The organism is Cellulosimicrobium sp. So1_17 (assembly GCF_055181235.1).
Map to the genome: position 1 here is coordinate 388,686 of NZ_CM143702.1, position 26,353 is coordinate 415,038.

Genomic DNA, 26,353 nt, shown 5'->3' on the forward strand with positions numbered 1-26,353 from the left:
CGATCGCGCGTCGGCTCAGGCCCGGACGCGGTCCCACGCGGCCACGAGGCGAGGAACGGCCCGTCGGAGGTCCTCGGCCGGGCGCGAGAACGTCAGGCGCAGCCGGTCGGTCGAGCTGCCGTCCGGGGTGAACGTCGGTCCGGCGTTGACGAGCACGCCCTCGGCGGCGGCCGCCGCCGCGAACGCGTGCGCGAGCGGCGCACCCACCTCCGCCCACAGGGACAGCCCGCCGGGGGGCACCGGGACGTGCCACTCCGGCAGGGCCTCGGCGAGCAGCCCGCAGACGAGGTCGCGCTGCTCGCGCAGCACGACGCGGCGCTCGGCGAGGAGCGCCGTCCGGTCCTCGAGGAGCTCGACGACCGCGAGCTGCTCGAGCACCGCGGTCGCGATGTCCGCCGACTGGCGCGTGCGGGCGAGCCGAGCGACGAGGTCGGGGTGCGCGCGCACCCACCCCACGCGCAGGCCGCCCCAGAAGGACTTCGACGCCGAGCCGACCGTCACGACGTACGGCGACGTGCCGTCCCCGGCGAGAGGCGGCGCGACGTCGCCCTCGTCGTCGGGGTCCGTGTCCAGGGACAGGTCCGTGAGGGTCTCGTCGCCCACGACGGTCACGCGGTGGCGCGCCGCCGCCTCGCGGACGCCCGCGCGCTCGTCGGGCGTGAGCGTGTAGCCCGTCGGGTTGTGGAAGTCGGGCACCAGGTAGACGAGCCTCGGCGACACCTGCCGCAGGGTGGACTCGAAGAGGCCGACGTCGAAGCCGGGCGCCGCTCCCGGTCCACCGCGGCCGACGGGCAGCGCGACGAGACGTGCCCCGGCCCTGCGCAGCGCCTCCATCGCGTGGTAGTACGTCGGCGACTGGACGACGGCCCGGTCGCCGCTGCCGAGGAGCGTCGCCGCGAGCGTCGTGATGGCGTGCTGGGCACCCGTGGTGACGAGGACCTGGTCGGGGTCGGTCGGCGTGCCGCGCGCCGTGAAGCGCGCCGCGACCGCCTCGCGCAGCGACGCGACGCCGTACGGCTCGTACCCGCCTCCGGCCAGGTGCTCGGGCAGCCGCTCGAGCGCGCGCCCGTAGGCGGCGTGCAGCCCCGACGGGGCCGCGGACGTCGCCTGCGACAGGTCGGCGAGATCGACGGCGGACCCGGTGCCCGGCAGGCCGGCGGGTGCCGGGGCGTCGCCGCCGGCGGGTCGCGCCGCGGACCGGCGTCGGCCGCCGTGCGGGAGCACGACGACGGTGCCGGCGCCCGTGCGCGACTGCGCGAAGCCGAGCTCGCGCAGCCGCCGGAAGGCGGCGGCCGTCGTCGTGCGGGAGACGCCGAGCGCCGTCGCGAGGTCGCGTTCCGAGGGCAGCCTCGTGTGCGGCGCGAGGGTGCCGGCGAGCACGGCGGCGCGCAGGGCGTCCGCGAGCGCGACGTAGGCGGGCCCGCCCGCGTGCCAGCGTCCGAGGAGCCGGACGGTCGCCGCGGGGGAGAGGTGGCGGTGCACGTCGAGCCCGGCGCTCGCGGCGGCCGGCCGGCTGGCCGGCCGCACCTCGTCACGAGTCGTTCGCGCGACGCTCATCAGGCCACTTCCTCTGTATTGGCTATAGAAGGTGATGCCAATGAGACCACAGGATGGTGGCCATGTCACCGTTCCGTCGCACCGTCCAGCTCTTCCTCGGCCTGCTCGGCTATGCGCTGTCCATGGCGATGCTCCTGCACGCCGGCCAGGGCGGGATGCCGTGGGACGTGCTCCACCAGGGCATCGTGGAGCGGACCGGGCTCCCGTTCGGCGTCGTCGTCGTGGCCCTGAGCGCGCTCGCGCTCCTGGCGTGGATCCCGCTGCGGCAGCGGCCGGGGATCGGGACGCTCGCGAACGTCGTGGTCATCGGCGTGAGCATCGACCCGGCGATCGCCCTCGTCGAGCGGGTCGTGCCGTCGCCGGGCACCGGCGCGGGCATCGCCCTCGCGCTCGGCGGCGTCGTGCTCAACGGCGTGGCGACGTCGGCCTACCTCGGCGTGCGTCTCGGGCCCGGGCCGCGCGACGGCCTCATGACCGGTCTCGTCGCCCGGACGGGCCGGTCCGTGCGGCTCGTGCGCACGCTCATCGAGATCGTCGTGGTGTCGATCGGCTGGGCGCTGGGCGGGACGCTCGGCTGGGCGACGCTGGCCTACGCCGTCGGGGTCGGGCCGATCGTCCAGACCACGTCGCGCTGGTTCGCGCCGCGCGGCCTGGCGGCTGCGGGTCGTCCGCGCCGGGCGACGGTGGACGGGACGACGGGGGACGAGGCGACGGGGGACGAGGCGACGACCCATGGGGCGCCGTCGTGCGACGTGCCGGCGGACGGGGTGCCGGTCCCGCGTGCGGAGGCGACCGCGCCGGCGCGGTGAGACTCCGGTCCGGGCGAGGGAGGCATGCCCGACGCCCGGGCCGGTGGGACGACGACGCGCGGGGCACCCGGCCGGGCGCCCCGCGCGTCGTGCGGTACGTCGTGCGGTCCTGCGTCAGGACGGACGCTTCTGCGGAGTACCCTCCGTCGTCTTGCCCGGGTCGCGCTCGACGACGTCGCCGAGCACCTCGTCGATGCGCGCCATGAGCTCGGCCGGGATCGTGACACCGGCGGCCTTGACGTTCTCCGCGACCTGCTCGGGGCGCGAGGCGCCGACGAGTGCCGCCGCGACGTTGTCGTTCTGCAGGACCCACGCGACGGCGAGCTGAGCCATGGAGAGGTCGAGCTCGTCCGCGACCGGCTTGAGGCCCTGCACGCGGGACAGGACGTCGTCGGTCATGAAGCGCTGGATCATGCGCGCGCCGCCCTTGTCGTCCGTGGCGCGCGAGCCCTCGGGCAGCGGCTGGCCGGGGACGTACTTGCCGGACAGCACACCCTGGGCCATCGGGGACCAGACGATCTGCGACACGCCGAGCTCGCGCGAGGTCGGCACGACCTCGTCCTCGATGACGCGCCACAGCATCGAGTACTGGGGCTGCGACGAGATGAGCTGGAAGCCGAGGTCCTTCGCGAGGGCGTGGCCCGCGCGGATCTGGTCGGCGGTCCACTCCGAGACGCCGATGTACAGCGCCTTGCCCTGGCGGACGATGTCGGCGAACGCCTGCATCGTCTCCTCGAGCGGGGTCTCGGTGTCGAACCGGTGCGCCTGGTAGAGGTCGACGTAGTCCGTACCGAGACGCGTCAGCGAGCCGTTGATCGACTCCATGACGTGCTTGCGCGACAGGCCGGAGTCGTTGGGGCCGGCGGGGCCGGTCGGCCAGTAGACCTTGGTGAAGATCTCGAGCGACTCGCGGCGCTGGCCCTTGAGGGCGTCGCCGAGGACCTGCTCGGCCTTCGTGTTCGCGTAGACGTCCGCGGTGTCGAACGACGTGATGCCGGCGTCGAGCGCGGCGTGGACGCACGCGGTGGCGGTGTCGTTCTCGACCTGCGAGCCGTGGGTGAGCCAGTTGCCGTAGGTGATCTCGGAGATCTTGAGACCCGAGTTGCCGAGGTAGCGGTAGTTGGGCATGGCCCTAACCTATCGGCCGAGACGGTTGCCCGAGGAACCGGCGGACGGCCGCCCGACGGTTCCGGCCGTCACTCCGGGTAGACGCCGTGCTTCTTGTGCACCGGCTTCGGCAGGCGCGCCCGGCGCAGCTGGAACGCGCGCATCACGGCGTACATGACGGTGCCCTTCGGCACCTCGCCGAACTTCCGGACCAGCCGCTTGCGCAGCCCGCGCCACATGATGAACGCGTCGACGATCGTCAGCAGGACGATGACGTAGAGCGCCATGACCGTGACGAACGCGAGGCCCTGGTTCTGGGCCGTGAGCAGCGACATGACGATGAAGACGAGGGCGATCGGGAGGAAGAACTCGCCGAGGTTCCAGCGGGCGTCCACGTGGTCGCGCACGTAACGGCGGACGGGGCCCTTGTCGCGCGGCGGGAGGTAGCGCTCGTCGCCGGTCTGCATCGCCTGGTACTGGCGGTCGCGCATCTCGCGCTGCTTCTCCCGGGCCGACTTCGCCGCCGCGCGGCGGTCGTTCGGCACGAGGGGCCGCTTGTTCGCGGCCTCGGAGACCTTGCGCTTGGGCGTCGGGCGGCCCTTGCTGGCTGCCGTGGGGCCACCGGCCCGCTCGATCTCCGCCGCCGCGTCGACGGGGTCGGGGGCAGGCGGCGTGGCGCCGGACTTGTTGCGGGAGAACACGGGTCCAGCGTAGTCGAGAGCGAGCACCCTCCTCACCCGCCTCCGGCGTGCTGCCCGGGGAACCGGACCGGACGGCGCAGAGCCTGCCGGCGCTCGGGCGCGTGACGTACGGTGCTCGTCGTGACGAACTCACCCGACTCCACCGACCCGGCCTTCGCGACCACGCTGCGCGAGACGGTCGCCGGCCTGTTCCCCGCCCTGCGTGCGGACCTCGAGGCGCTCGTGCGCATCCCGAGCGTCTCGAACGCCGCGTTCGACCCCGCCCACGTCGCGGCGAGCGCCGACGCCGTCGCCGCGCTGCTGCGCGACTCCGGGCTCCCGGAGGTCCAGGTGCTGCGCGCGACCACCGAGGACGGGCGCGAGGGCGCACCCGCCGTCGTCGCGCGCCGTCCCGCGCCCGACGGCGCGCCGACCGTCCTGCTCTACGCCCACCACGACGTGCAGCCCCCCGGTGACGACGCCGCGTGGGACACCGCGCCGTTCGTCCCGACCGAGCGCGACGGCCGTCTGTACGGGCGCGGCGCGGCCGACGACAAGGCGGGCGTCGTCGCCCACCTCGGCGCGCTACGCACCCTCGCGACGCTCGGGGACCTCCCGGTGGGCGTCACCGTGTTCGTCGAGGGCGAGGAGGAGGTCGGCTCCCCGACGTTCCTGCCGTTCCTCACGCAGCACCGCGACCTGCTCGCGGCGGACGTCATCGTCGTGGCCGACTCGGCGAACTGGAAGATCGGCGTGCCTGCGCTCACGACGTCGCTCCGGGGCCTCGTCGACTGCGAGGTCGAGGTCGCCGTTCTCGATCACGCCGTGCACTCGGGCATGTTCGGCGGTCCCGTGCTCGACGCCGTCACGCTGCTCGCCCGCCTGATCGCCACGCTGCACGACGACGCGGGCGACGTCGCGGTGGACGGGCTCGTCGTCGGGGCCGAGCCCACGGTCGACTACGCGGAGGCCGACTTCCGCGCGGACTCGTCGCTCCTCGACGGCACGGTCCTCGCCGGCCGGGGGAGCATCGCCGGGCGCCTGTGGACCAAGCCGGCGATCGCCGTCATCGGCCTCGACGCGCCGAGCGTCGCGCACGCCTCGAACACGCTGACGCCGCGCGCCACCGCGAAGCTGTCCGTGCGCCTCGCGCCGGGACAGGACCCGGCGGCCGCGATGGCGGCGCTGCGCGCGCACCTCGAGGCGAACGCGCCGTTCGGCGCGCGCGTCTCCGTGCGCGACGGCGAGCAGGGCAAGCCCTTCCTCGCGCCCGCCGACTCCGCGGCGATGCAGGCCGCGCGCTGGGCGTTCGCCACCTCGTGGGGCACCGACCCGGTCGACATCGGCATCGGCGGCTCGATCCCCTTCATCGCGGACCTGCTCGACGTCTTCCCCGACGCCGCGATCCTCGTCACGGGCGTCGAGGACCCCGACTCGCGCGCCCACGGCGCGAACGAGTCGGTGCACCTGGGCGAGCTCGAGAAGGTCGTGCTCGCCGAGGCGCTGCTCCTCGCGCGGCTCGGCGGCGTCGTCGGCTGACGCGCCCGCGGAGGGGCCGGGCTCAGGCCTCGAGGCTCGCGCGGAGCTCGGCGGCGTCCTCGAGCTCCGTGCCGACGGCCTGGCGGTCGGCCTCGTCGAGCGTCGGGACGAGCGCCGCGAGGGCGTGCAGGTGCTCCCGGGCCGCGTCGGGGTCGTCCGTGCGCACGGCGAGCTCCGCGAGGTAGGCGAGCGCGCGCACGTGGTCGACGGGGTCGGTGTCGTCGCCCGCACGCCGCAGCGCGCCCGCGAGGATCCGGCGGCCCTGCACGGCGTCGCCGTGGGAGTCGGCCTGCACGACGGCGTCGTCGATCGCCCGCGCGACCCTGCCCGCGGGCCGTTCGGCGTAGGCCTTGCGGGCCGAGTCGTCCTCGGTGCCGGACCCCTGACCGGGCTGGCCGGGCTGGCCGTGCTGGCCGTGCTGGCCGGGCTGGCCCTGCCGGTCCTCGGGGACGCCGTCCCCTTCGGGGCTCCCGGCACCTGGGGGTGCACCACGCATGACGCGTACCCAGTTGCCTGCCGGGTCGACGACGCTGAACCCGGTCGTGCCGCCCACGTTGGCGCGGCGGCGTGGGCGCGTGATGCGCGGGACGCCGGTCAGGGGCAGCCGACCGTACCGGGCGCGCAGACCGGCGGCGAAGGTCTCGAACACCGGCGCGGTGTCGTCGACGAGCGCGATGCACGTGCTGTACGAGTCCTCGGGGGCGACGCCGTCGAGCCCGAAGTAGTGGATCTCGAACCCCCCGCGCCGCACCACGAGGTACGGGTTCGGGCGGAGCTGGCGGTAGGTGACGACGAGCCCGAGGTCCACCCAGAAGTCGCGCACCGCGTCGATGTCGGGGCAGGGGAGCGCGGGCACCATCGTGGCGTCGAACGGATCGGTTCCCATCCGCCCATCGAACCACCAGCGGGGAGCTCCGGGCTCAGAAGGTGCGGTGGGCGACGTCGAGCGCGCGGGCCCAGGCCGCGACGTCGTCGGGGAGCTCGGGCGAGACCACGTCACCGCCGAGCAGCCCGACGACGTCGGGTGCCGGCACTCGGTCCCCGGAGCCGCGGGCGAGGAACCGGCCCGCGACGAGGCCCCGCGCGCACAGGTCGCCGCGGCGCGTGAACACCTGCTCGAGGTAGACGACGCGCTCGTCCCAGCCGACCACGCGCGTCGTGATCTCGAACCGGTCCCACAGCTGCAGCGAGCGGCGGTACTTCACCGTCGACGCCGCGACCACCGGGTACCACCCCTTGCCCTTGAGGAGCGAGAAGCCGCCGAGGTCGGCGATGTAGTTGCTGCGCGCGACGTCCATCATCTGCAGGTACACGCCGTTGTTCACGTGCAGGTAGAAGTCGAGGTCGCCGGGGTGGACACGGAGGTGCGTCACCGACGGGTCGAGAGGGTCCCGGCCGGGGACTGCTCTGCGGGGCATCCTGCTGGCGACGAGGAGCTGGAGCTGGCGGGTCACGGTCGCAGGCTACTATCCCGGACCACCGGTATCAGGTACCGACGGGAGTGTGCGAGGATGCGCGGCGTGACGACGACGAGCACCGCACCTCGCCCCACCGCCACCCCCGACCCGGCACGGCACCCGTGGGTCGTGCGCGCGTTCCGCGCCGTCGCGATCGCCGAGGCGTTCTCCTGGGCGGGCCTGCTCGTCGGGATGTACCTCAAGTGGGTCGCCGGGACGACCGAGCGAGGGGTCGAGATCTTCGGACCGGTCCACGGCGGGCTCGTGCTGGTCTACGTCGCGCTCGCCGCAGCCGTCGCGGTGCGCGTGCGCTGGTCGCTCTGGACCACGTTCCTCGCGCTCGCGGCGACCGTCCCGCCGTTCTGCACGGTGGCGTTCGACGTCTGGGCGCACCGCTCCGGCCGCTACCGCTCGCGACGCTCCGCGTCCTCCACCGCGGGCTGAGCTCTCGTCGGCTCGCTGCTAGACCGGCGGGGACGGGTCGTACTGGATCGCGCGCCGCACGGCGCGGGCCACGTCCGGGCTCTCGAGCCGGGCCACGAGGTGCAGCGCCATGTCGATGCCCGCCGAGACGCCCGCCGACGTCACGACGTCGCCGTCGTCGACGTAGCGCGCCTCGGTGTCGAGCACGACGCTCGGGTCGATCTCGGCGAGGTCGTCGTAGTGGGCCCAGTGCGTCGTCGCCGGACGCCCTGCGAGCAGGCCGGCGGCCGCGAGCACGAGCGAGCCCGTGCACACGCTCGCGATGAGGGGCGTCTGCGCGCGCATCGCGTGCAGCCACTCGAGGTGCGCGCCGTCGGCGAGGAGCGTGCGCGTGCCCCAGCCGCCGGGGTGCACGAGCACGTGCAGCGGCCCGACGTCGTCGGCCGACCGGTCCGGGACGAGCCGCAGACCCTTCGCGAGGCGTACGCCGCCACCGTCCCAGGAGAACGTCGAGACGTGCGGCTTGATGGCGGAGTGCTCCGCCCACGCGGTGAGGACCTCGAACGGGCCCGCGACGTCGAGCTCCTCCGCCTCGTCGAACACGAAGATGCCGACGTTCATCCCGTTGCCGGTGCTCATGCACCCACCTCCGCGTGCCGCCGGTGTCTCGACGGCCTCGTCGCGCCGGGCCGCTAGATCCCCGGCAGGGCCAGCATCTGGTCGAGCGCGACGCGCGCCCAGTGCGCGTCGTCGGCGTCCACGACGATCCGGTTGACCACGCGGCCCGCGGCGAGCGACTCCATCGCCCACACGAGGTGCGGCAGGTCGATCCGGTTCATCGTCGAGCAGAAGCACACCGTCGAGTCGAGGTAGTGCACCTGCTTGTCCGGGTGGGCGCGGGCGACGCGCCGCACGAGGTTGAGCTCCGTGCCGATCGCCCAGGACGACCCCGGCTCCGCGGCGTCGAGCGTCTGGATGATGAACTCGGTCGAGCCCACCAGGTCCGCCGCGGTGACCACCTCGTTCTTGCACTCCGGGTGCACGAGCACGTTGACGTCGGGCACCGCGGCCCGGATGTCGCTCACGTTCTTCGCGGAGAACCGTCCGTGCACCGAGCAGTGACCGCGCCACAGGATCATGCGCGCGTCGCGCAGCTCGGCGTCGGTCAGGCCGCCGTTCGGCTTGCGCGGGTCGAACACGACGCAGTCGTCGAGCGACATCGCGAGCTTGAGCACCGCCGTGTTGCGGCCCAGGTGCTGGTCGGGCAGGAAGAGCACCTTGCCCGTGCCGTCGACGCCACCCACCTGCTCGAACGCCCAGCGCAGCGCGACCTCCGCGTTGGACGACGTGCACACCGTGCCGCCGTGCCGACCCGTGAACGCCTTGATCGCCGCGGACGAGTTCATGTACGTCACGGGGATCGTCGAGTCGGCGATCCCCGCCTCCTCCAGCACGTCCCACGCGTCCTCGACCTGGTCGATCGCCGCCATGTCGGCCATCGAGCAGCCCGCGGCGAGGTCCGGCAGGACGACCTGCTGCGCGTCGGACGTGAGGATGTCCGCGCTCTCCGCCATGAAGTGCACGCCGCAGAAGAGGATGAACTCCGCCTCGGGCCGTGCGGCGGCCTCGCGCGCGAGCTTGAACGAGTCGCCCGTGACGTCGGCGAAGTCGATCACCTCGTCGCGCTGGTAGTGGTGGCCGAGGACGAACGCGCGCTCGCCCAGCGCCGCGCGCGCCGCGCGCGCACGCTCCACGAGGTCCGGGTCGCTCGGCGCGGGCAGGTCACCGACGCACTCGACGCCGCGCTCGGACGCGAGGTCGCGGCCCTGCCCGAGCAGCAGGAGGGCGGAGGAAGCGGGCTCGGCGAAGCCGGAGCCGTTCCCGCGAGAAGCCGCGTCGGGACCGGTCAGGCCGGAGTCCAGCAAGGTGCTACCAGTGCTCACGGGACCATCGTCGCACAGCGCGTCGTCGTCATGTCCTCGCCCGGCCCGGGCCGTCGTGCGGCCTTCTCGTCCGCCCGCGGGCTGGCACAATCCCCGCATGCGCGTCCTCGTCACCGGGTCGACCGGTCCCTCCGTGCCCGACGGCGCGTGGCCGGACGAGGCGGGCGACCCGGCGCCCGCGTGGCCGGGCGGGGACGGCGAGCCGGCGTCCGCGCGGTCGGTGCCGGCTCCTCGCGACGTCGCGCGCTGGTGGGCGGAGACGGCAGAGGCCACCGCCGGACGCCCTCGGGACGGGGTGCGGGTCCAGCACGCCGGGCTCGCGAGCTCAGGACCGGCCTTCCTCGACGCCGTCGCCCTCGTCGCGCCCGAGCTGCTCGCCGGCGTGGTCCCCGGCCCGGGCGGCCGGGACGTGCCGGTCGCGGTCCGCCGGGACGTCCGCACCGGCACGGTCTACGCGGACGCCTCCCAGGTACCCGCCACCGACGACCTCGGGACCCTCGACGACACGTCCGACCGCCGCCCGCCCGGCGGTCTCGCGCGCAGCCTTGCCGCCTCGACGGCCCCTCGGGCGTCCGACGCCCTCGGCCACCTGCTCGCGCTCGGCGCGGACGCCGCGCGGACCGTCGACGGGCGCCCTGGACGCGTCGTGCTCGGGACCGGGGGAGCCCGTAGCCATGACGCCGGTGCCGGACTGCTCCGCGCGCTGGCCGGCACGGGGGACGCCCCGGTGGCAGACCAGCTGCGAGCGGCCCGGGACGCCCTGCGCGGAGCCCACCTCGTCGCGGCGGTCGCCACGGACTCGCCGCTCCTCGGGCTGCACGGGGCCAGCGCGGCGCTCGCGGCACGAGGGGTCGACGACGCGGCCGCCCAGGACCTGGAGCGCGCGCTCGGTGCGTTCGCGCACGACGTGGCCGCGGCTGTCGAGGTGCTCGACCGGGACGGCGGCGGGCCGCTCGGGCGCGACCTGCTCGCCGCGTCGGGCCCGCGTCGGCTCGCCGGCGTCCCGGGTGCGGGCAGCGGCGGCGGTGCGGCCTTCGCCGTCGCGGCGCTGGGGGGTCGGCTCGTGCCGGCGCTGCGCGTCGTCGCCGGTGCCGTCGGCCTCGACGAGCGCCTCGCCGACGCCGACCTCGTGGTCGTCGTCGCGGACGATCTCGGGGCGCACGAGCTGGGCGACGGCGTCGTGCACGAGGTCGCGCACCGTGCGGCGCGGCACGCCGTGCCGGTGGTGGTCGTCGCCCGGTCGGTCGTCGCCGGGCGGCGAGAGCAGGCCGCCGCCGGCCTCAGCGGCGTCTACGCGTGGGGCGAGGACCCGCCGCGCTCCCTCGTCGAGCGCGTCGCACGCACCTGGTCGCGCACCTGACACCGAGCCCGGCGCCGTCTACCGTGCGCCGGGAAGGCGTCCGCGGGCTGCGAACCGCGTCAGCCGAGGTCGACGCTCCCGTCGGGAAGCACCCGCCACGCCGGGTTGTGGGCGATCTCCCAGACGAGACCGTTCGGGTCGGCGACGTGCGCGTGGAAGACGCCGCCGAACTCACCCTGCTGGGGCGCCTTGCGGAGCTCGGCGCCCGCGGCGAGCATGCGCTCGACGAGCGCGACGACCTCGGCGGGCGAGCCGACGTTGTGGGAGAGCGTGAGACCGGTCACCGCCGGCGTCCCCTCCACCACTCCCTGGTCGCGCACGAACTTCGACTCCTCGAAGAAGCCGAGGAGCTGGCCGCCGGCGGAGCGGTAGAACACGATCTCGCCGGGGACGTCGAGCTGCGCGCTCCAGCCCAGGGCGCCGTAGAAACGGCGTGTCGCATCGAGGTCACGCGTCGCGATCGTCAGGAGGTGCAGCGCCTGGTCCATGGCCGTCTCGGTCCTCTGGGGTCGTGGGAGGTGGTGCGGGTCGTCGCGCGTCGGCGGGACCGCCGTTCGACCGTACGCCCCGGACGCGTCGTAGACTCGGGAACACGACCGGCACGTGTGGTGTTGTGGACCTGACGGGATCTCTCGGGGGACCAGCTCGAGAGGCCACGGATAGCCGGCCACCACCGGGGCACCACGTGCCCCCGACAGCGCGGAGACGAGATGAGCGAGACCACCGAGATTGCCACCCACGGCGTCGACCTGACCGATGTGGCCGCGGACAAGGTCCGCACCCTCCTCGAGCAGGAGGGCCGCGACGACCTGCGTCTGCGCGTCGCGGTGCAGCCCGGCGGCTGTTCCGGCCTGATCTACCAGCTCTACTTCGACGAGCGTCTTCTCGAGGGCGATGCCCTGCGCGACTACGACGGCGTCGAGGTCGTGGTCGACAAGATGAGCGTCCCGTACCTCGAGGGGGCGACGATCGACTTCGCCGACACGATCGAGAAGCAGGGCTTCACCATCGACAACCCCAACGCGGGCAGCGCCTGCGCGTGCGGCGGCTCCTTCAGCTGACGCGCCGCCCCGGCGGACTCCACGAGAGCCCGGTCCCCTCGGGGGCCGGGCTCTCGTCGTCCCCTCAGGGACCGAGCTCGACCGTGATCGCCCACGCCGCCGGTGCGCCGGCCAGCTCGCGCTCCACGACGACGCGGTGGCCGCGCATACGTGCCCAGGCCGGCACGTCGAGACGAGCGGCCGGGTCCGTCGACCAGACGGTGAGCAGGTCGCCGGTCCCATGGTCGCGCGCCGCCGCGGCGAGGCGGATCACGGGGAGCGGGCAGCGCAGCCCGCGGGCGTCCACCACGTCCGGCCCCGGGGCCCCGCCCGCTGCGGCGGGCACGTCGTCGGTGCTCACAGGCCCTCGACCCCGAGCGCGGAGCGCACGCGGGCGACGGCGCCCGGCAGCACCCCGAGGAGGCGCTCGACGTCCTCCTCGGTCGTCGAGCGGTCGATCGCGATCCGGACGTTCCCGTGGGTGAGGACGCCCATCGCCGCGAGCACGTGGGACGGCTCGAGCGCGCTGGACGTGCACGCCGAGCCCGAGCCGACCGCGATCCCGTCCCGGTCGAGCTCGGTGAGCAGCGCCTCCCCGTCGACGTAGAGGAACGAGAACGTCACGACGTGGGGGAGCCGGTCGACGGCGTCGCCCACCACCTCGACGTCGGGGATCGTGGCGACGCGCGTGCGGACGCGGTCGACGAGCGCGCGTCGGCGCTCGTCCTGCGCCTCGCGGTCCGCGAGGACGGCCTGGAGGCCCACGGCGGCCGAGAACGCGGCGGGGACGCTGACGCCGCCGGGCGCGAAGGGGTCCGGGTCCTCCGGGAACGGGCTGCGCCGTCGGACGCGCGAGCGCAGGGCGAGCACCGCCACGCCGGGCGCAGCACCCCAGTCGCCCGGGTCCGCGGCGAGCGCGTCCCACGACTCCTCGACGGAGGCGTGCCCGAGGCTGGCGCCCGCGTCGACGAGCACGGGGACGCCCGCCGCGCGCGCGGCCTCGTGGACCTCGGCGAGCGGCTGGAGAGTCCCCACCTCGCCGTTGGCGTGCTGCAGCGCGGCGAGGGCGGTCCCCGGCCGGGCCACGGCGTCGCACATCTCGCCGGACCGCACGCGTCCGGAGCCGTCCACGGGGACGACGACCCGGTCGAGCCCGCCGTGCTCGGCGGCGTGCAGCACCGCGGCACGCTCGACCGCGCCCACGACGACGCGCGAGCCGACGCGTCGTCGTCCCGCGGCGAGCGCCGCGACGGCCGTGTGGAGCGACGCGGTGTGCGACGGCGTGAAGACGACCTCCTCGGTCCTCACCCCGAGCGCGGAGGCCACGGCCTCCCGCGCGCCGTCGAGCAGCGCCGCGGCACGGCGACCTTCCGCGTGGAGGCGGCGCGGGTCCGCCCAGCCGTCGTCCAGCGCCTGCTCGAAGGCCTCGCGCGCGAGCGGGTGCCAGGGCGCTCGCCCTCCGTTGTCGAGGCGGACGCGGGCTGCGCGGGTGGTGTGCGTCACAAGGTCTCCAGCATCGCGTGGGGAGCGGTCGGCCGGGGGGCCGCACGTGCCGGCCCGGGTCGCCGACCGCGGGCGACCCGGCAGGATCGTTGCGCTCGCGCGGTCTCCCAGGGTCTCGTGCGCGAGACACGAGCACGGTACCGCCGAACGCCCCCGCGGCGGTGCGGGCGAGGGATCTGACAGAGTCGCCCGGCGTGTTCCGAACCAGGCCTGACCGGCCCGGACGTGTCGGGGATCTCCCCTCCGTGCACGGCGTTCCGGGGCACGAGCGGCGGAATCCCGCGCTAGGCTTCGTGTGTCGAGGACGAAGGTCCTGTGCTGGGCTCGTGGAGACGGGTTCGGGCAGGACGTGACGTGAAAGGCCCCCCTTGCACTCGCAACCCCCTAGCCGCACACGGCGCACCATCCTGCGGGCGACGGCACTCGCCGTCGCCGTCGCGGCGGTGGCGTCCGGCTGTGCCAGCGACACGGTCCAGCGTGGGTTCCTGCCCGGATACGACGACGGGGAGGTGACCAACCAGACCGCACGCATCACCTCGTTGTGGAACGGCTCCTGGATCGCCGCCCTCATCGTCGGCATCATCACGTGGGGCCTGATGCTGTGGTGCGTCGCCGCCTACCGCAAGCGCAAGGACGACCACGTCCTGCCGGTCCAGACGCGCTACCACCTGCCGCTCGAGATCATGTACACGGCTGTGCCGATTCTCATGGTCCTCGTCCTGTTCTTCTACACGGACCGCGACATGAGCGCGATCCAGGACAAGGACGTCGAGTCCGACATGACCGTCCAGGTCATCGGCAAGCAGTGGAGCTGGGACTTCAACTACGTCGACGAGGACGTCTACGAGACCGGTCAGCACCTGGCGAACGTCGGTGAGACGCTGACCGAGGACGCCGCGATCGACGGTGCGCCCGGCACGGGAGAGGTGCTGCCGACGCTGTACCTGCCCGCCGGCGAGAGCATCCGGTTCGTGCTCGACTCGCGCGACGTCATCCACTCGTTCTGGATCCCCGCGTTCCTCTACAAGCAGGACATGATCCCGCACCGCACGAACGAGTTCGTCGTGACCCCGGAGCGCGAGGGCGTCTACGCCGGGAAGTGCGCCGAGCTCTGCGGCGAGCACCACTCGGGCATGCTGTTCAACGTCGAGGTCGTCGACCGCGCCGAGTTCGACGCGCAGATGGAGGCGCTCCGCGACAAGGGCCAGGAGGGCCAGATCCCCGTCGACGGCTTCAGCCGCCTCCAGGACCCGAACCCCGTCGCCGCTACCACGGAGGGTGAGCACTGATGGTCGCGCAGGCCGAAGTCATCCCCGGTCTCGCGCCCCGGCGCCAGACCTTGGGACGGACCGTGATCAAGTGGGTCACGTCCACCGACCACAAGACGATCGGGTACCTGTACCTGATCTCGTCGTTCATCTTCTTCTGCATCGGTGGCCTCATGGCCCTCGTGATCCGGGCGGAGCTCTTCGAGCCCGGGATCCAGCTCGTGCAGAGCAAGGAGCAGTACAACCAGCTCTTCACGATGCACGGCACGATCATGCTGCTGCTGTTCGCCACCCCGCTCTTCGCGGGCTTCGCGAACGTCATCATGCCGCTGCAGATCGGTGCCCCGGACGTCGCGTTCCCGCGGCTGAACATGTTCGCGTACTGGCTCTACCTCTTCGGGGGCCTCATCGCGTCGGCGGGCTTCTTCACGCCCCAGGGCGCCGCGTCGTTCGGGTGGTTCGCCTACGCGCCGCTGTCGAACACCACGTTCAGTCCAGGGCTCGGGGGAGACCTCTGGGTGTTCGGGCTCGCCCTCGCCGGCTTCGGCACGATCCTCGGCGCCGTCAACTTCATCACCACGATCATCACGATGCGCGCGCCCGGCATGACGATGTTCCGGATGCCGATCTTCACCTGGAACACCCTCGTCACGAGCCTGCTCGTGCTCATGGCGTTCCCGCCCCTGGCCTCCGCGCTCTTCGCGCTCGGTGCGGACCGCCGGCTCGGGGCTCAGATCTTCAACCCCGAGAACGGGGGCGCGATCCTCTGGCAGCACCTGTTCTGGTTCTTCGGGCACCCCGAGGTCTACATCATCGCGCTGCCGTTCTTCGGCATCGTCACCGAGATCCTGCCGGTGTTCAGCCGCAAGCCGATCTTCGGCTACAAGGGTCTGGTGTACGCGACCATCGCGATCGCAGCGCTCTCGGTGACGGTCTGGGCGCACCACATGTACGTGACAGGTGCGGTCCTGCTGCCCTTCTTCGCCTTCATGACGATGCTCATCGCCGTCCCGACCGGCGTGAAGTTCTTCAACTGGATCGGCACGATGTGGCGCGGCAAGCTCACGTTCGAGACGCCGATGCTCTGGTCGATCGGCTTCCTCGTCACGTTCCTCTTCGGCGGGCTCACGGGCATCATCCTCTCGAGCCCGGCGCTGGACTTCTCCCTCTCCGACTCGTACTTCGTCGTGGCGCACTTCCACTACGTCGTGTTCGGGACCGTCGTCTTCGCGATGTTCGCCGGCTTCTACTTCTGGTGGCCCAAGTTCACGGGCCGGATGCTCAACGAGCGCCTCGGCAAGATCCACTTCTGGCTGCTGTTCATCGGCTTCCACACCACGTTCCTCATCCAGCACTGGCTGGGTGTCGAGGGCATGCCCCGCCGGTACGCGGACTACGCTCCGTCGGACGGCTTCACCTGGGAGAACCAGGTGTCGACCGTGGGTGCGTTCATCCTCGCGGCGTCGACGCTGCCCTTCCTCTGGAACGTCTACACGACGTGGCGCAACGCGCCCAAGGTGCAGGTGGACGACCCGTGGGGCTACGGCCGCTCGCTCGAGTGGGCCACGTCCTGCCCGCCGCCCCGGCACAACTTCACGTCGCTGCCGCGCATCCGCTCCGAGTCGCCGGCCTTCGACCTGCACCACCCCGAGGTCGCGGCGATGGACCACGCCGAGCCGAACCCGAACATCCTCGAGCAGGTGTACGGCGAGGCCGACCGTCGCGGCGAGAAGAGCGTGGCGCTCGACCGCCTGAGCGGCAGCGACGAGGCGAGCAGGTCCTCGACGACGACGATCATCGACGAGCCCGGCACCACGGGCACCACGGACGAGGAGACGGGCAAGTGAGGGTCGAGTACAAGCTGTTCCTCTACGGGACGCCGTTCTTCGTGCTGGCAGGAGTCGTCTACGGGTTCATGAGCGGCTGGGAGCCGGTCGGCTCCGTGGCCATCCTCCTCACGGCGGGCCTCGTCGCGATGATCGGCGCCTACCTGTGGCTGACGGGCAAGCGGATCGACGACCGCCCCGAGGACGACCCGGACGGGCTCGTCGAGCAGGGTGCCGGCGACCAGGGCGTGTACGCGCCGTGGAGCTGGTGGCCGCTCGCGATCGCGTCCGCCGGTGCCATCACGTTCCTCGGCCTCGCCGTCGGCTGGTGGCTGGTCTACGTCGGCGTCGCGGTCGGCGCGATCGCGCTGGTGGGCTGGGTCTTCGAGTTCTCGCGCGGGCAGCACGCCCACTGATATACCCTTCCCGCCCTTGGCGGACGAACGTCGGGCCCGGCCCTCCTCGCGGAGGCCCGGGCCCGACGTCGTGGAGAGCTGAGTCGTGGAGAGGTGACTGCGGTGTCGCAGCAAGCACGGTGACGCGCCGAACCACGGCAGGGCACGGTGCCGAGAACGTCCTGGGGGCCGTTATCCGATGGATAACGGCCCCCAGGGCGTTCTCGGCGTTGTCGGGGGGTGGTGCCCGGCAGGGTTCGTCAGGCTGTGTCGTCAGGCGGTGTCGTCAGGCGGGGACGATGAGTCCGGCGGTCTGGGTCTTGGCGCGCTGGAGGCGGGCTTCGGCGTCGGACCAGTTGACGAGGTTCCACCAGGCGGTGACGTAGTCGGCGCGTACGTTCTGGTAGTCGAGGTAGTAGGCGTGCTCCCAGACGTCGAGCAGGACGATGGGGGTCAGGCCGAGGGCGATGTTGCCCTGCTGGTCGTAGAGCTGGACGGTGATGAGCTTCTGGCCGATGGAGTCCCAGGCGAGGATGGCCCAGCCGGAGCCCTGGACGCCCGCGGCGACGGCGGCGAACTGCTTCTTGAAGGCGTCGAAGGAGCCGAAGTTCTCGTCGATCGCGGCGCCGATCTCGCCGGTGGGCTCGCCGCCGCCCTCGGGGGAGAGGTTGGTCCAGAAGGCGGAGTGGTTGACGTGGCCGCCGAGGTTGAACGCGAGGTTCTTCTCGTGGAGGTTGATCGCGGCGAAGTCGCCGGACTCGCGGGCGTCGGCGAGCTTCTCCAGGGCGGTGTTGGCGCCGGTGACGTAGGCCTGGTGGTGCTTGGAGTGGTGCAGCTCCATGATCCGCCCGGAGATGTGCGGCTCCAGCGCACCGTAGTCGTAGGACAGCTCGGGCAGCGTGTAGACAGGCATCCGGAATTCCTCCTGGTTCGGGCCACCGCAGGCCTGGTGCCGGCACGGCGGCTGGTCGACGGGCGATCGGGGGAGCGGCGACGGAGTGGAGCGGTCACCGGCTCCCGGAGACGCCGATGACCCGCGACCGGCCCTCGGAAGTCCGAGAGGTCGTGTCGCGGGTCATCGTCCTACTGTGCAGGAACGTCAGGGTCGACGCTCGTCGGCACCGCCCTCGGGCTCGACGAGGTCGCGGCCACCACCGACGGCGGCACCGGTCTCGAGCTCGGCGTGGGAGCCGCCCTCGATCGCGTCGTGCTCCCCGTGCGAGTGCGCAGCGGCGAGCTCGACGGGCGTCACCGGCTCCACACGGTCCTCGTAGAAGAACCGGGAGAGGCGCTGCATGCGCTTGTCGCTCTTGTAGCCCTTGCGCCGGACGCCGCGCGAGTCGGTCGCCGGCTCGATCTCGAGCGGGGCGTGCGCCTGGTAGTTCACGCGGAGCCAACGCTCCTGCTCGTCCAGCGGGCGGTGGACCTCGATGTACTCGCCGTGCGCGAAGCGGACGATACGTCCGGTCTCGTGCCCGTGGAGCACGAGCTCGCGGTCCTTGCGCTGGAGACCCAGGCAGATGCGCTTCGTGATCCAGTACGCGAACCACGGACCGACGAAGAACAGGATCCGGAACACCCAGGTGATCGTGTTGATCGACATCGAGAAGTGCGTCGCGATGAGGTCGTTCGACCCGGCGAGCGCCAGGATGATGAACGCCGTGAGGAACGCGACGCCCAGCCCGGTGCGGACGGGCACGTTGCGGGGACGGTCGAGGACGTGGTGCTCGCGCTTGTCCTTCGTCACGGCCGCCTCGAGGAACGGGTAGACGAAGAGGAACGTGAACAGCAGGCCGGGGATCACCACGGCGGGGATGAGGACGTTGAGCGACAGCGTGTAGCCGCCGATGACGAACTCCGTCTGCCCCGGCATGAGTCGTAGCGACCCTTCGAGGAACAGCATGTACCAGTCGGGTTGAGCTCCCGCGGAGACGGGCGACGGGTCGTACGGTCCGTAGTTCCACACGTTGTTGATCGCCATCGTGCCGCCCATCAGGGCGAGGATGCCGAACACCACGAAGAAGAAGCCACCGGCCTTGGCGACGTACACCGGGAACAGCGGGAAGCCGACCACGTTCTTGTCGGTGCGGCCGCCGCCCGGGTACTGCGTGTGCTTGTGCAGCACGACGAAGAACAGGTGCAGGGCGACGAGCGCCAGGATCAGCCCGGGCACGAGCAGGATGTGCACGGTGAACAGTCTCGGGATGATGTGCTCGCCGGGGAACTCGCCACCGAAGATGAAGTACGACAGGTACGAGCCGATGAGCGGGATCGCCTTGACGACGCCGTCGGTGATGCGCAGGCCGTTGCCGGACAGGACGTCGTCGGGCAGCGAGTAGCCGGAGAAGCCGGCGGCGAGCCCCATGATCATGAGGAGCATGCCGACGATCCAGTTGACCTCGCGCGGCTTGCGGAACGCGCCGGTGAAGAAGACGCGCATCATGTGCGTCACGATCGCGGCCATGAAGATCAGCGCGGCCCAGTGGTGGATCTGCCGCATGAGCAGACCGCCGCGCACCTCGAACGACATGGTGAGCGTCGACGCGAACGCGTCCGACATGAGCTGGCCGTCCATGGTCGCCGGCTCGCCGTGGTAGGTGACGAGCGACATGCTCGGCACGAAGAACATCGTCAGGAAGACGCCCGTGATGATGAGCACGATGAACGAGTAGAGCGCGATCTCGCCGAGCAGGAACGACCAGTGGTCGGGGAAGACCTTGCGCGCGAACTCGCGGACCGCGCCGCCGATGCTCGTGCGCTGGTCGAGGTAGTCCGCGGCCTTGCCCGCGCGAGACGTGGGTGCGGCACCGCCGGCGCGGGCGGTCGGTGCGGCGTTGCCGGTGCTGGTGGTCACTTCAGACGCTCCCAGAAGCTCGGACCGATGGGCTCGTGGAAGTCGCTCTGCGCGACCAGGTAGCCCTCGTCATCAACGGTGATCGGCAGCTGCGGCAACGGCCGCTTGGCGGGGCCGAAGACCACCTTCGCGCCGTCGGCCACGTCGAACGTCGACTGGTGGCAGGGGCACAGCAGGTGGTGCGTCTGCTGCTCGTAGAGCGCAACGGGGCAGCCGACGTGCGTGCAGATCTTGGAGAACGCGACGATCCCGTCGTAGGACCAGGTCTCACCCTCGGGTGACTGGTCGGCGTGCAGGTCGCGCGGGTCGAGACGGACCAGGAGGACGACGGCCTTGGCCTTCTCCGTGATCCACTCGTGGGACTGACGCTCCTCCTCGGAGACGTCCGGGATGATGTGCACGACGGAGCCGATGGTCACGTCCGCCGCCTTGATGGGGCGGCCCGACGGGTCGATCGCGAGCCGCGTCCCCTGCTTCCACATCGTGTGCTTGAGCTTGGAGACGTTCCAGTCGCCGCCGACGCTGCTCACGAGCGGCACGGCGATGGTCAGCGGGAAGAGCGCGAGGGCCGAGATCACGGCGCCCTTGAGGACCCCGCGGCGGGCGATGCCCGAGTCCTTCACGCCGGCCTCGAGCTCGGCGATCGCCGCGACGCGGGTCTCCTCGTCGCTCGCGATCGCGTGGCGCTCGTCGACCTTCTCGTGGTCGGACATCAGGGTCTTGGCCCAGTGCACGGCACCGAGGCCGATGCCGAGCAGCGCGAACGCGATCGCCACGCCGAGCGAGAGCGTCGAGAGACGGACGCCGGCCGTGGTGCCGTCCGGCGGCAGCGCGAAGTAGACGACCATCGAGGCGATGGTGCCGATGACGGAGATCCCGAACAGCGTCGCGGTCTGACGTTCTGCACGCTTCGCGGCCCGCGGGTCGCGGTCGGCCTGACGGCTCTTGTGCTCCGGCAGACCGGGGTCCGGGAACGTCTCGAGGGTGCCGTGCTCGTCGCGGTGCCCGACCTCGCGGTGCGAGGACTCGGGCGAGCGCGGGTTCTGGTAGTCGCTCACGAGGACTTCGCTCCGATCCACACTGCGGCCCCGATGAGGAGACCCATGCCCACGATCCAGGCCCAGACGCCCTCGCTGACAGGACCGAGCGAGCCGAGGCTCAGGCCGCCGGCCGAGCCCTCGCGCTGGTCGACGAGGAAGGCGATGACGTCGCGCTTCTCCTCGGGCGTCACGGTCGCGTCGTTGAACACGGGCATCGACTGCGGCCCGGTGAGCATCGCCTGGTAGATGTTGCGCTCGGAGACGTCCCACAGCGGGGGCGCGAACTTGCCCTCCGACAGCGCGCCACCCGCGCCGACCGCGTTGTGGCACATGGCGCAGTTCGTCCTGAAGATCGCGGCGCCGTTGGCGATGTTGCCGAGCTCGGCGTCGACCTGCTCGTCCGTCGGGATCGCGGGACCGGCTCCGAGCGACGCGACGTAGGCGGCGAGCTGCGCCGTCTGCTCCTCGTCGAACTGGCGGGGCTTCTGGAGCGCCTGCGGTCCGTCCATCTGCATGGGCATGCGGCCGGTGGACACCTGGAAGTCGACCGATGCCGCGCCGACGCCGACGAGCGACGGAGCGGACTCGGTGCCCTCCGCGTTCGGCCCGTGGCACGTGGCGCAGTTGGCCTGGAACAGCTTCTGGCCGGTCTCGATGTCCTCGGTGCTGGCGGTCTCGGCGTTCGCCGGGGTCGGTGCAAGGGCGGCGTAGACGCCACCGGTGACCAGCAGCGCCAGCAGCAGCAGCACGACCGGCGCGAAGCGGTGGTGTCTGCGGGCGGCGAGTGCCTTCACGAAATGATCCTCGTCTCGCAGGTGGGGGAGCAGGGGCGGGAGATGCTGAGGGAGAGGGCCGGGGCGGCCCCGGACCCCGTCAGCGCAGGATGTAGATCACGAAGAACAGCGCGATCCACACGACGTCGACGAAGTGCCAGTAGTAGGACGTCACGATGCCCGTCGTGGCCTCGTGGTGCCCGAAGTTCTTGGCCGAGAACGAGCGGCCCAGAAGGAAGAGGAAGGCGATGAGTCCGCCCACCACGTGCAGGCCGTGGAAGCCCGTCGTGATGTAGAAGACCGAGCCGTACGGCGTCGACGAGATCGAGACGCCGTGCTCGACGAGCTCCGCGTACTCGAAGACCTGGCCGCCGATGAAGAAGGCGCCCATGAGGAACGTCAGCGTGATCCACTCGTTCATGCCCCAGCGGTTGACCTGCCAGATCGAGCCGGTGCGCACGGGCTGGAACCGCTCCGCGGCCCACACGCCCATCTGGCACGTCACCGACGACAGCACCAGCACGGTCGTGTTGATCGCCGCGAAGGTGAGGTTGAGCTTGTCCGCCTCGGCCGCCCACTCGTCGGCGGGCATCACCGAGCGGACGGTGAAGTACATGGCGAACAGGCCGGCGAAGAACATGAGCTCGCTGGCCAGCCACACGATCGTCCCGACCGACACGGGGTTCGGTCGGTTGACGCTCACGTGCTGATGGGCGTGGGGGGCAGCCGTTGCGGTCGACACACCAGCCATTATGGCCGACGTCAGGGTGCTTCGCGGCACCGGGCATGCCACCCGGAGGCGGTGAATCTCACAAAGTCTCCAGATCTCCCCACGCAGTCCTGCACTTGGTGACGGATCATCGTGAAGTGCCATGAAATCGGTGGTGGGTCGGCGTTCGGTCCGCAGGGCGGTTCACCCCTCACGGACAGGCCCTGCGGGGTGCTGCCGGGCCTCCGGACGTGCCAAGATGCCAGCGTGAGCCGGGCTCCATCGCCCGCCCGCTCCGACTGCCGAGGACGAAGGTGACGGTGACGACGATGACGACGACCGTGACGACCACGCACGGGGACGCCGCGGCGCCCCAGGCGCGTGCGCCGCGCATCCTGCTGTACAGCGACGACGTCAGCGTGCGCGAGCAGGTGCGTCTCGCCGTCGGGCGCAGGCTGCGGGCAGGCAGCCCTGACATCGAGTGGCACGAGGTCGCGACCGCCGACGCCGTCGTCACCGCCGCCGACACCCAGGGCTGGGACCTCCTCGTCCTCGACGGGGAGGCCGACAAGGCCGGCGGCATGGGGCTGTGCCGCCAGCTGAAGAACGAGATCTACCGCTGCCCGCCGGTCCTGGTCCTCACCGGCAGGCCGCAGGACGGTTGGCTAGCATCGTGGTCGCTCGCCGACGACGCGGTGCCGCGCCCGTTCGACGCGGTGGAGCTGCAGCGCGCCGTCGCCGACCTGCTGGGTGCCGCCGGCGCCCCGTGACCGACCAGCCGAAGGGCAGGACCTCGTGACCGCCACCTCCCATCCCGCCAGCACGACACCGGGTACGACGGGAGCGACGCGGTCCTGGCCGGCCCTGCTCGCCGACCTCGTCGCAGGGCGCGACCTGACGGTCGACGACGCAGCGTGGGCGATGGACCAGGTGATGTCCGGCGAGGTGTCCCCGGTACGCCTCGCGAGCTTCCTCGTCGCACTGCGGGCCAAGGGGGAGACGGTCGCGGAGCTGACCGGTCTCGCCGACGCGATGCTCGAGCACGCCAGCAGGTTCACCGTCGACGGACCCTCGGTGGACATCGTCGGCACGGGCGGCGACCAGGCGCACACCGTCAACGTGTCGACCATGGCGTCGCTCGTCGTCGCCGGTGCCGGGCCGCGCGTGGTCAAGCACGGCAACCGGGCCGCGACGTCCTCCTCGGGTGCGGCGGACGTGCTCGAGGCCCTCGGGATCCGGCTCGACCACGGTCCGGAGAGGGTCGCGCGGATCGCGGACGAGGCGGGCATCACCTTCTGCTTCGCGATGGTCTTCCACCCCTCCATGCGTCACGCCGGTGTCGCCCGCAAGGAGCTGGGCATCCCCACCGCGTTCAACGTGCTCGGCCCGCTGACCAACCCCGCGCAGCCGCCCGCTGCGGCGATCGGCGTCGCCGACCGGCGCATGGCGCCGCTCATCGCCGGGGTGCTCGCCGCCCGAGGGACGTCGGCGCTCGTCTTCCGCGGCGACGACGGCCTGGACGAGCTCGCCGCGACCGGGACGGCGACGGTCTGGGAGGTGCGCGACGGCGTGGTCGTCGAGCACGGGCTCGACCCCGTCGCCGACCTCGGGCTCGAGCCGATCACGATCGGGGACCTGCGGGGCGGGGACGCCGCTCGCAACGCGGAGGTCGCGCGACGGTTCCTGGACGGCGAGCCCGGGCCAGTGCGCGAGACCGTGCTCCTCAACGCGGCGGCTGCGCTCGTCGCGGACGCCACCCTTCCGGGCACCACGGACGGATCGCTCGTCGACAGGCTGCGTGCCGCCTACGCCCTCGCTGCCGCGAGCGTCGACTCGGGCGCGGCGCGTGACGTGCTCGCGCGCTGGGCCGAGGCGGCCGCCCGGGACTGACCGTCAGTCGTCGAGCCCCAGGGCGAACGCCTGCTCGAGGTCGACGTTCGAGTACGCGCGGAACGCGATGAAGGTCTCGGTGCGGACGACGCCTGCCACCTTGCTGATGCGGTCCGCGATGACGTCGGCGAGCTGGTCGTGCTCCTGCACACGGACCATCGCCACGAGGTCCGCCTTGCCGGTGACCGAGTAGACCTCGCTGACGCCCTTGAGGTCGGCGACCTCCGAGGCGACCTCCGGGATGCGCGCGGGGTCGGTGTCGATCAGGACGATGGCGGTGAGCATGGTTCCTCCGGGGACGGGTCGTCGTCGTGCGCCCACTCTACGGCCGGGTCCGCGGCGTCCGCTGGCACGCCGTGCCGGGCCACCTCGCGGGCCGTGACGGCGGGATCGGCGTGGGACCGGGCGGAACGCACCGGGCAGGTCCACGTGCCGGTCACGTCCACGAGGCGGACCCCGGGCTGCTCGAGCCACGCGAGCACGATCTCGGCCTCGTGCGGGTGGCACGCCGGGGCGGGCGGCACCGGCGCGGGGACGGCCTCCGCCGTCGCGACGAGGGCCCGCACGAGCGGCCAGGGGTCCTCTCCCGGAGGGCTCACGCCGGTCGCGGCGAGGCGGGCGTGGCGGACGACGACGAGCTCCCACCCACCGTCGTCCGTCTCGCGCGCGGCGACGAGCTGCTCGCACGACGACAGCGGGGCGAGCCGCTGCGCCCTTCCCGCGCCGGCGAGGAACGCCCGCAGCCGGTGCGTGACCTCTCCTGCCTGCTCGTACCGCTCGTCGTGGGCGAGCGCCGCGATGCGCCGGCCGAGCTCGGCGACGACCTGCGACGGGTCCCCCTCGAGCGCACCCCGGACCGCCTCGGCGACCGCGGCGTAGCCCGTGTCCGGCGTCGTCGCGGTGCAGGGCGCCGAGCAGCGTCCCATCTCGGCGAGGACGCACGCGCTCGCGCCGGTGCTCGCGACGAGGGGCAGCCGCCGGGTGCACTGCCGGATCGGGAAGGCGTCGTGGAGCGCGTCGACCGCGGCCTGGGCCTGCTTGCCCGACGAGAAGGGGCCGATGTGCGCGGCGGGCGCCCGCACGTCGCGCACGACCGACAGGCGCGGGTAGGCCTCGTGGGTCAGTCGCACCCACGCCATGCGCTCGGGGTGGCGCGAGCGCCGGTTGTACCGCGGCGCGTGCTCGGCGATGAGGCGCAGCTCGCGCACCTGGGCCTCGAGCGGCGTCGCGCACACGACCGGGGTGACGGCGTGCGCGATGCGGACCATCTCGGTGATGCGCCCACGCTTCTCGGAGCGGGTGAAGTACGAGCGCACGCGGCGCCGGATGGAGGTCGACGTCCCGACGTACAGGACCTCGTCGCCCGGACCGCGGAAGAGGTACACGCCCGGCGCGTCCGGCAGACCGTCCGCGAGGTGGCGCTTGCGCCGGACGTCCTGAGGCACGGGGTCGGTCGCGGTGGCGAGGTCCTCGAGGTGGGTCACGCCGAGCGGGCCGAGGCGGCCGAGCAGGGCGTGCAGCACGTCCACCGTGGCGCGCGCGTCGGCGAGCGCGCGGTGCTCGGGCGTGACGGTCGCCCGGAAGAGCGCGGCGAGCGTCGAGAGCTTGTGGTTCGGCGCCTCGTCCCGCGTGACGACGCGTCGCGCGAGCGGCACGGTGTCGAGCACCTGGTTGCCGGGCCACTCGTACCCGGCCGCGGCGCACGCGGCCTTGAGGAACGACACGTCGAACGGCGCGTTGTGGGCCACGAGGACCGCGTCGCGCGCGAACTCGAGGAAGCTCGGCAGGACCGCCTCGATCCGCGGCGCGGTGGCCACCATCGCCGACGTGATCCCCGTCAGCCGCGCCACGAAGGCCGGGACCGGTCTCCCCGGGTCGACGAGCGTCTGGAACTCGCCCAGCACCTCGCCGCCGCGGACCTTGACGGCCCCGATCTCCGTGATGCCCTCGGCCGCAGGCGACCCGCCCGTCGTCTCGAGGTCGACGACGACGAACGTCACGTCGCTCAGCGGCGTCCCCAGGTCCTCGAACGACGCCTGGACCGCCGCGCCGGTCGTCGCCGCTGCCACCGCCGTACCGGTCCGGGGAGGTGACAGCAGCGGGCTCGGCGACATGGCGGGAAGGCTAGCGACGACGTCCGACAACGACGCCTCCGACGACGACGGCCCTCCCGGGTCGTG

27 protein-coding genes are annotated in these 26,353 nt (G+C 72.5%); 10 read left to right on the forward strand and 17 right to left on the reverse strand.

What is annotated here, in order from left to right; translation table 11 throughout:
• Positions 1–15: 15 nt before the first annotated feature.
• Complete coding sequence (gene yczR / locus ACZCLJ_RS01715) at positions 16–1,557, reverse strand: MocR-like transcription factor YczR (RefSeq protein ID WP_463105258.1); 1,542 nt, start codon at positions 1,555–1,557, stop codon at positions 16–18.
• Positions 1,558–1,619: 62 nt separating this feature from the next.
• Here yczR and yczE point away from each other — a divergent pair, with 62 nt between their 5' ends.
• Positions 1,620–2,366: a membrane protein YczE gene (yczE, locus tag ACZCLJ_RS01720; RefSeq protein WP_463105259.1), complete on the forward strand. Its 747-nt coding sequence runs from the start codon at positions 1,620–1,622 to the stop codon at positions 2,364–2,366.
• 114 nt (positions 2,367–2,480) lie between these two features.
• Here the strand turns inward: yczE and ACZCLJ_RS01725 are convergent, their stop codons facing one another.
• Positions 2,481–3,494, reverse strand: coding sequence for an aldo/keto reductase family protein (locus ACZCLJ_RS01725; RefSeq protein ID WP_463105260.1), 1,014 nt, complete (start codon positions 3,492–3,494; stop codon positions 2,481–2,483).
• 68 nt (positions 3,495–3,562) lie between these two features.
• Positions 3,563–4,174, reverse strand: coding sequence for a DUF3043 domain-containing protein (locus tag ACZCLJ_RS01730; RefSeq protein ID WP_251151488.1), 612 nt, complete (start codon positions 4,172–4,174; stop codon positions 3,563–3,565).
• 120 nt (positions 4,175–4,294) lie between these two features.
• Here ACZCLJ_RS01730 and ACZCLJ_RS01735 point away from each other — a divergent pair, with 120 nt between their 5' ends.
• Entirely contained in the window at positions 4,295–5,692 is a 1,398-nt protein-coding gene (locus ACZCLJ_RS01735; protein WP_463105261.1) for a M20/M25/M40 family metallo-hydrolase, read from the forward strand.
• Between the two features lie 22 nt (positions 5,693–5,714).
• Here the strand turns inward: ACZCLJ_RS01735 and ACZCLJ_RS01740 are convergent, their stop codons facing one another.
• Together ACZCLJ_RS01740 and ACZCLJ_RS01745 are read right to left on the reverse strand one after the other, a co-directional pair.
• Positions 5,715–6,578, reverse strand: a complete 864-nt coding sequence (locus tag ACZCLJ_RS01740) for a hypothetical protein (RefSeq protein ID WP_463105262.1) — start codon at positions 6,576–6,578, stop codon at positions 5,715–5,717.
• Positions 6,579–6,612: 34 nt separating this feature from the next.
• Positions 6,613–7,146, reverse strand: a complete 534-nt coding sequence (locus tag ACZCLJ_RS01745; RefSeq protein WP_463105263.1) for an acyl-CoA thioesterase — start codon at positions 7,144–7,146, stop codon at positions 6,613–6,615.
• Positions 7,147–7,212: 66 nt separating this feature from the next.
• Here ACZCLJ_RS01745 and ACZCLJ_RS01750 point away from each other — a divergent pair, with 66 nt between their 5' ends.
• Positions 7,213–7,593, forward strand: coding sequence for a DUF3817 domain-containing protein (locus tag ACZCLJ_RS01750; protein ID WP_251151485.1), 381 nt, complete (start codon positions 7,213–7,215; stop codon positions 7,591–7,593).
• Between the two features lie 18 nt (positions 7,594–7,611).
• On the opposite strand, the gene ACZCLJ_RS01755 is transcribed toward ACZCLJ_RS01750, so the two are convergent.
• Both ACZCLJ_RS01755 and nadA read right to left on the reverse strand, forming a co-directional pair.
• Complete coding sequence (locus tag ACZCLJ_RS01755) at positions 7,612–8,211, reverse strand: DJ-1/PfpI family protein (protein WP_463105264.1); 600 nt, start codon at positions 8,209–8,211, stop codon at positions 7,612–7,614.
• A gap of 53 nt (positions 8,212–8,264) precedes the next feature.
• Positions 8,265–9,482, reverse strand: a complete 1,218-nt coding sequence (gene nadA / locus ACZCLJ_RS01760; RefSeq protein WP_463106336.1) for a quinolinate synthase NadA — start codon at positions 9,480–9,482, stop codon at positions 8,265–8,267.
• 130 nt (positions 9,483–9,612) lie between these two features.
• Here nadA and ACZCLJ_RS01765 point away from each other — a divergent pair, with 130 nt between their 5' ends.
• Positions 9,613–10,875, forward strand: a complete 1,263-nt coding sequence (locus ACZCLJ_RS01765) for a glycerate kinase (protein WP_463105265.1) — start codon at positions 9,613–9,615, stop codon at positions 10,873–10,875.
• 59 nt (positions 10,876–10,934) lie between these two features.
• Here the strand turns inward: ACZCLJ_RS01765 and ACZCLJ_RS01770 are convergent, their stop codons facing one another.
• A complete protein-coding gene (locus ACZCLJ_RS01770; RefSeq protein ID WP_251151482.1) occupies positions 10,935–11,363 on the reverse strand; it encodes a VOC family protein in 429 nt (142 codons plus the stop codon).
• 222 nt (positions 11,364–11,585) lie between these two features.
• Here ACZCLJ_RS01770 and erpA point away from each other — a divergent pair, with 222 nt between their 5' ends.
• Positions 11,586–11,936, forward strand: a complete 351-nt coding sequence (erpA, locus tag ACZCLJ_RS01775; protein ID WP_251151481.1) for an iron-sulfur cluster insertion protein ErpA — start codon at positions 11,586–11,588, stop codon at positions 11,934–11,936.
• Between the two features lie 64 nt (positions 11,937–12,000).
• Here erpA and ACZCLJ_RS01780 read toward each other — a convergent pair whose 3' ends face one another.
• Together ACZCLJ_RS01780 and ACZCLJ_RS01785 are read right to left on the reverse strand one after the other, a co-directional pair.
• Positions 12,001–12,276 carry a sulfurtransferase TusA family protein gene (locus ACZCLJ_RS01780; protein WP_463105266.1) on the reverse strand — a complete coding sequence of 92 codons (276 nt, stop codon included), beginning with the start codon at positions 12,274–12,276 and terminating at the stop codon, positions 12,001–12,003.
• Entirely contained in the window at positions 12,273–13,418 is a 1,146-nt protein-coding gene (locus ACZCLJ_RS01785; protein ID WP_463105267.1) for a cysteine desulfurase family protein, read from the reverse strand. The genes ACZCLJ_RS01780 and ACZCLJ_RS01785 overlap by 4 nt, the downstream gene beginning before the upstream one ends.
• Positions 13,419–13,786: 368 nt before the next feature.
• On the opposite strand from ACZCLJ_RS01785, the gene ctaC reads away from it, so the two are divergent.
• Genes ctaC through ACZCLJ_RS01800 form a run of 3 tightly spaced genes read left to right on the forward strand, consistent with a single transcriptional unit; the run spans position 13,787 to position 16,928 of the window.
• Complete coding sequence (gene ctaC / locus ACZCLJ_RS01790) at positions 13,787–14,707, forward strand: aa3-type cytochrome oxidase subunit II (protein ID WP_251151478.1); 921 nt, start codon at positions 13,787–13,789, stop codon at positions 14,705–14,707.
• Entirely contained in the window at positions 14,707–16,533 is a 1,827-nt protein-coding gene (ctaD, locus tag ACZCLJ_RS01795) for an aa3-type cytochrome oxidase subunit I (protein ID WP_251151477.1), read from the forward strand. Before ctaC ends, ctaD begins: the two co-directional genes overlap by 1 nt.
• Positions 16,530–16,928, forward strand: a complete 399-nt coding sequence (locus tag ACZCLJ_RS01800) for a cytochrome c oxidase subunit 4 (RefSeq protein ID WP_251151476.1) — start codon at positions 16,530–16,532, stop codon at positions 16,926–16,928. The genes ctaD and ACZCLJ_RS01800 overlap by 4 nt, the downstream gene beginning before the upstream one ends.
• A 265-nt stretch (positions 16,929–17,193) precedes the next feature.
• Here the strand turns inward: ACZCLJ_RS01800 and ACZCLJ_RS01805 are convergent, their stop codons facing one another.
• The 5 genes from ACZCLJ_RS01805 to ctaE form a co-directional block, all read right to left on the reverse strand.
• Positions 17,194–17,820, reverse strand: coding sequence for a superoxide dismutase (locus ACZCLJ_RS01805; protein ID WP_251151475.1), 627 nt, complete (start codon positions 17,818–17,820; stop codon positions 17,194–17,196).
• A gap of 186 nt (positions 17,821–18,006) precedes the next feature.
• Complete coding sequence (gene qcrB, locus ACZCLJ_RS01810) at positions 18,007–19,761, reverse strand: cytochrome bc1 complex cytochrome b subunit (protein WP_251151474.1); 1,755 nt, start codon at positions 19,759–19,761, stop codon at positions 18,007–18,009.
• A complete protein-coding gene (gene qcrA / locus ACZCLJ_RS01815; protein ID WP_463105268.1) occupies positions 19,758–20,819 on the reverse strand; it encodes a cytochrome bc1 complex Rieske iron-sulfur subunit in 1,062 nt (353 codons plus the stop codon). Before qcrA ends, qcrB begins: the two co-directional genes overlap by 4 nt.
• Positions 20,816–21,595: a cytochrome bc1 complex diheme cytochrome c subunit gene (gene qcrC, locus ACZCLJ_RS01820; RefSeq protein ID WP_251151473.1), complete on the reverse strand. Its 780-nt coding sequence runs from the start codon at positions 21,593–21,595 to the stop codon at positions 20,816–20,818. Before qcrC ends, qcrA begins: the two co-directional genes overlap by 4 nt.
• Before the next feature lie 79 nt (positions 21,596–21,674).
• Complete coding sequence (gene ctaE / locus ACZCLJ_RS01825; RefSeq protein WP_463105269.1) at positions 21,675–22,325, reverse strand: aa3-type cytochrome oxidase subunit III; 651 nt, start codon at positions 22,323–22,325, stop codon at positions 21,675–21,677.
• 287 nt (positions 22,326–22,612) lie between these two features.
• Between ctaE and ACZCLJ_RS01830 the strand changes: the two genes are divergently transcribed.
• Positions 22,613–23,053, forward strand: coding sequence for a response regulator (locus tag ACZCLJ_RS01830; protein ID WP_251151471.1), 441 nt, complete (start codon positions 22,613–22,615; stop codon positions 23,051–23,053).
• 25 nt (positions 23,054–23,078) lie between these two features.
• On the forward strand, positions 23,079–24,173 hold the full coding sequence (gene trpD, locus ACZCLJ_RS01835; protein ID WP_463105270.1) for an anthranilate phosphoribosyltransferase: 1,095 nt from the start codon (positions 23,079–23,081) through the stop codon (positions 24,171–24,173).
• A gap of 3 nt (positions 24,174–24,176) precedes the next feature.
• Here trpD and ACZCLJ_RS01840 read toward each other — a convergent pair whose 3' ends face one another.
• Together ACZCLJ_RS01840 and ACZCLJ_RS01845 are read right to left on the reverse strand one after the other, a co-directional pair.
• Complete coding sequence (locus ACZCLJ_RS01840; protein ID WP_251151469.1) at positions 24,177–24,458, reverse strand: Lrp/AsnC family transcriptional regulator; 282 nt, start codon at positions 24,456–24,458, stop codon at positions 24,177–24,179.
• Positions 24,437–26,287: a DEDD exonuclease domain-containing protein gene (locus tag ACZCLJ_RS01845; protein ID WP_463105271.1), complete on the reverse strand. Its 1,851-nt coding sequence runs from the start codon at positions 26,285–26,287 to the stop codon at positions 24,437–24,439. Before ACZCLJ_RS01845 ends, ACZCLJ_RS01840 begins: the two co-directional genes overlap by 22 nt.
• Positions 26,288–26,353: the final 66 nt, after the last annotated feature.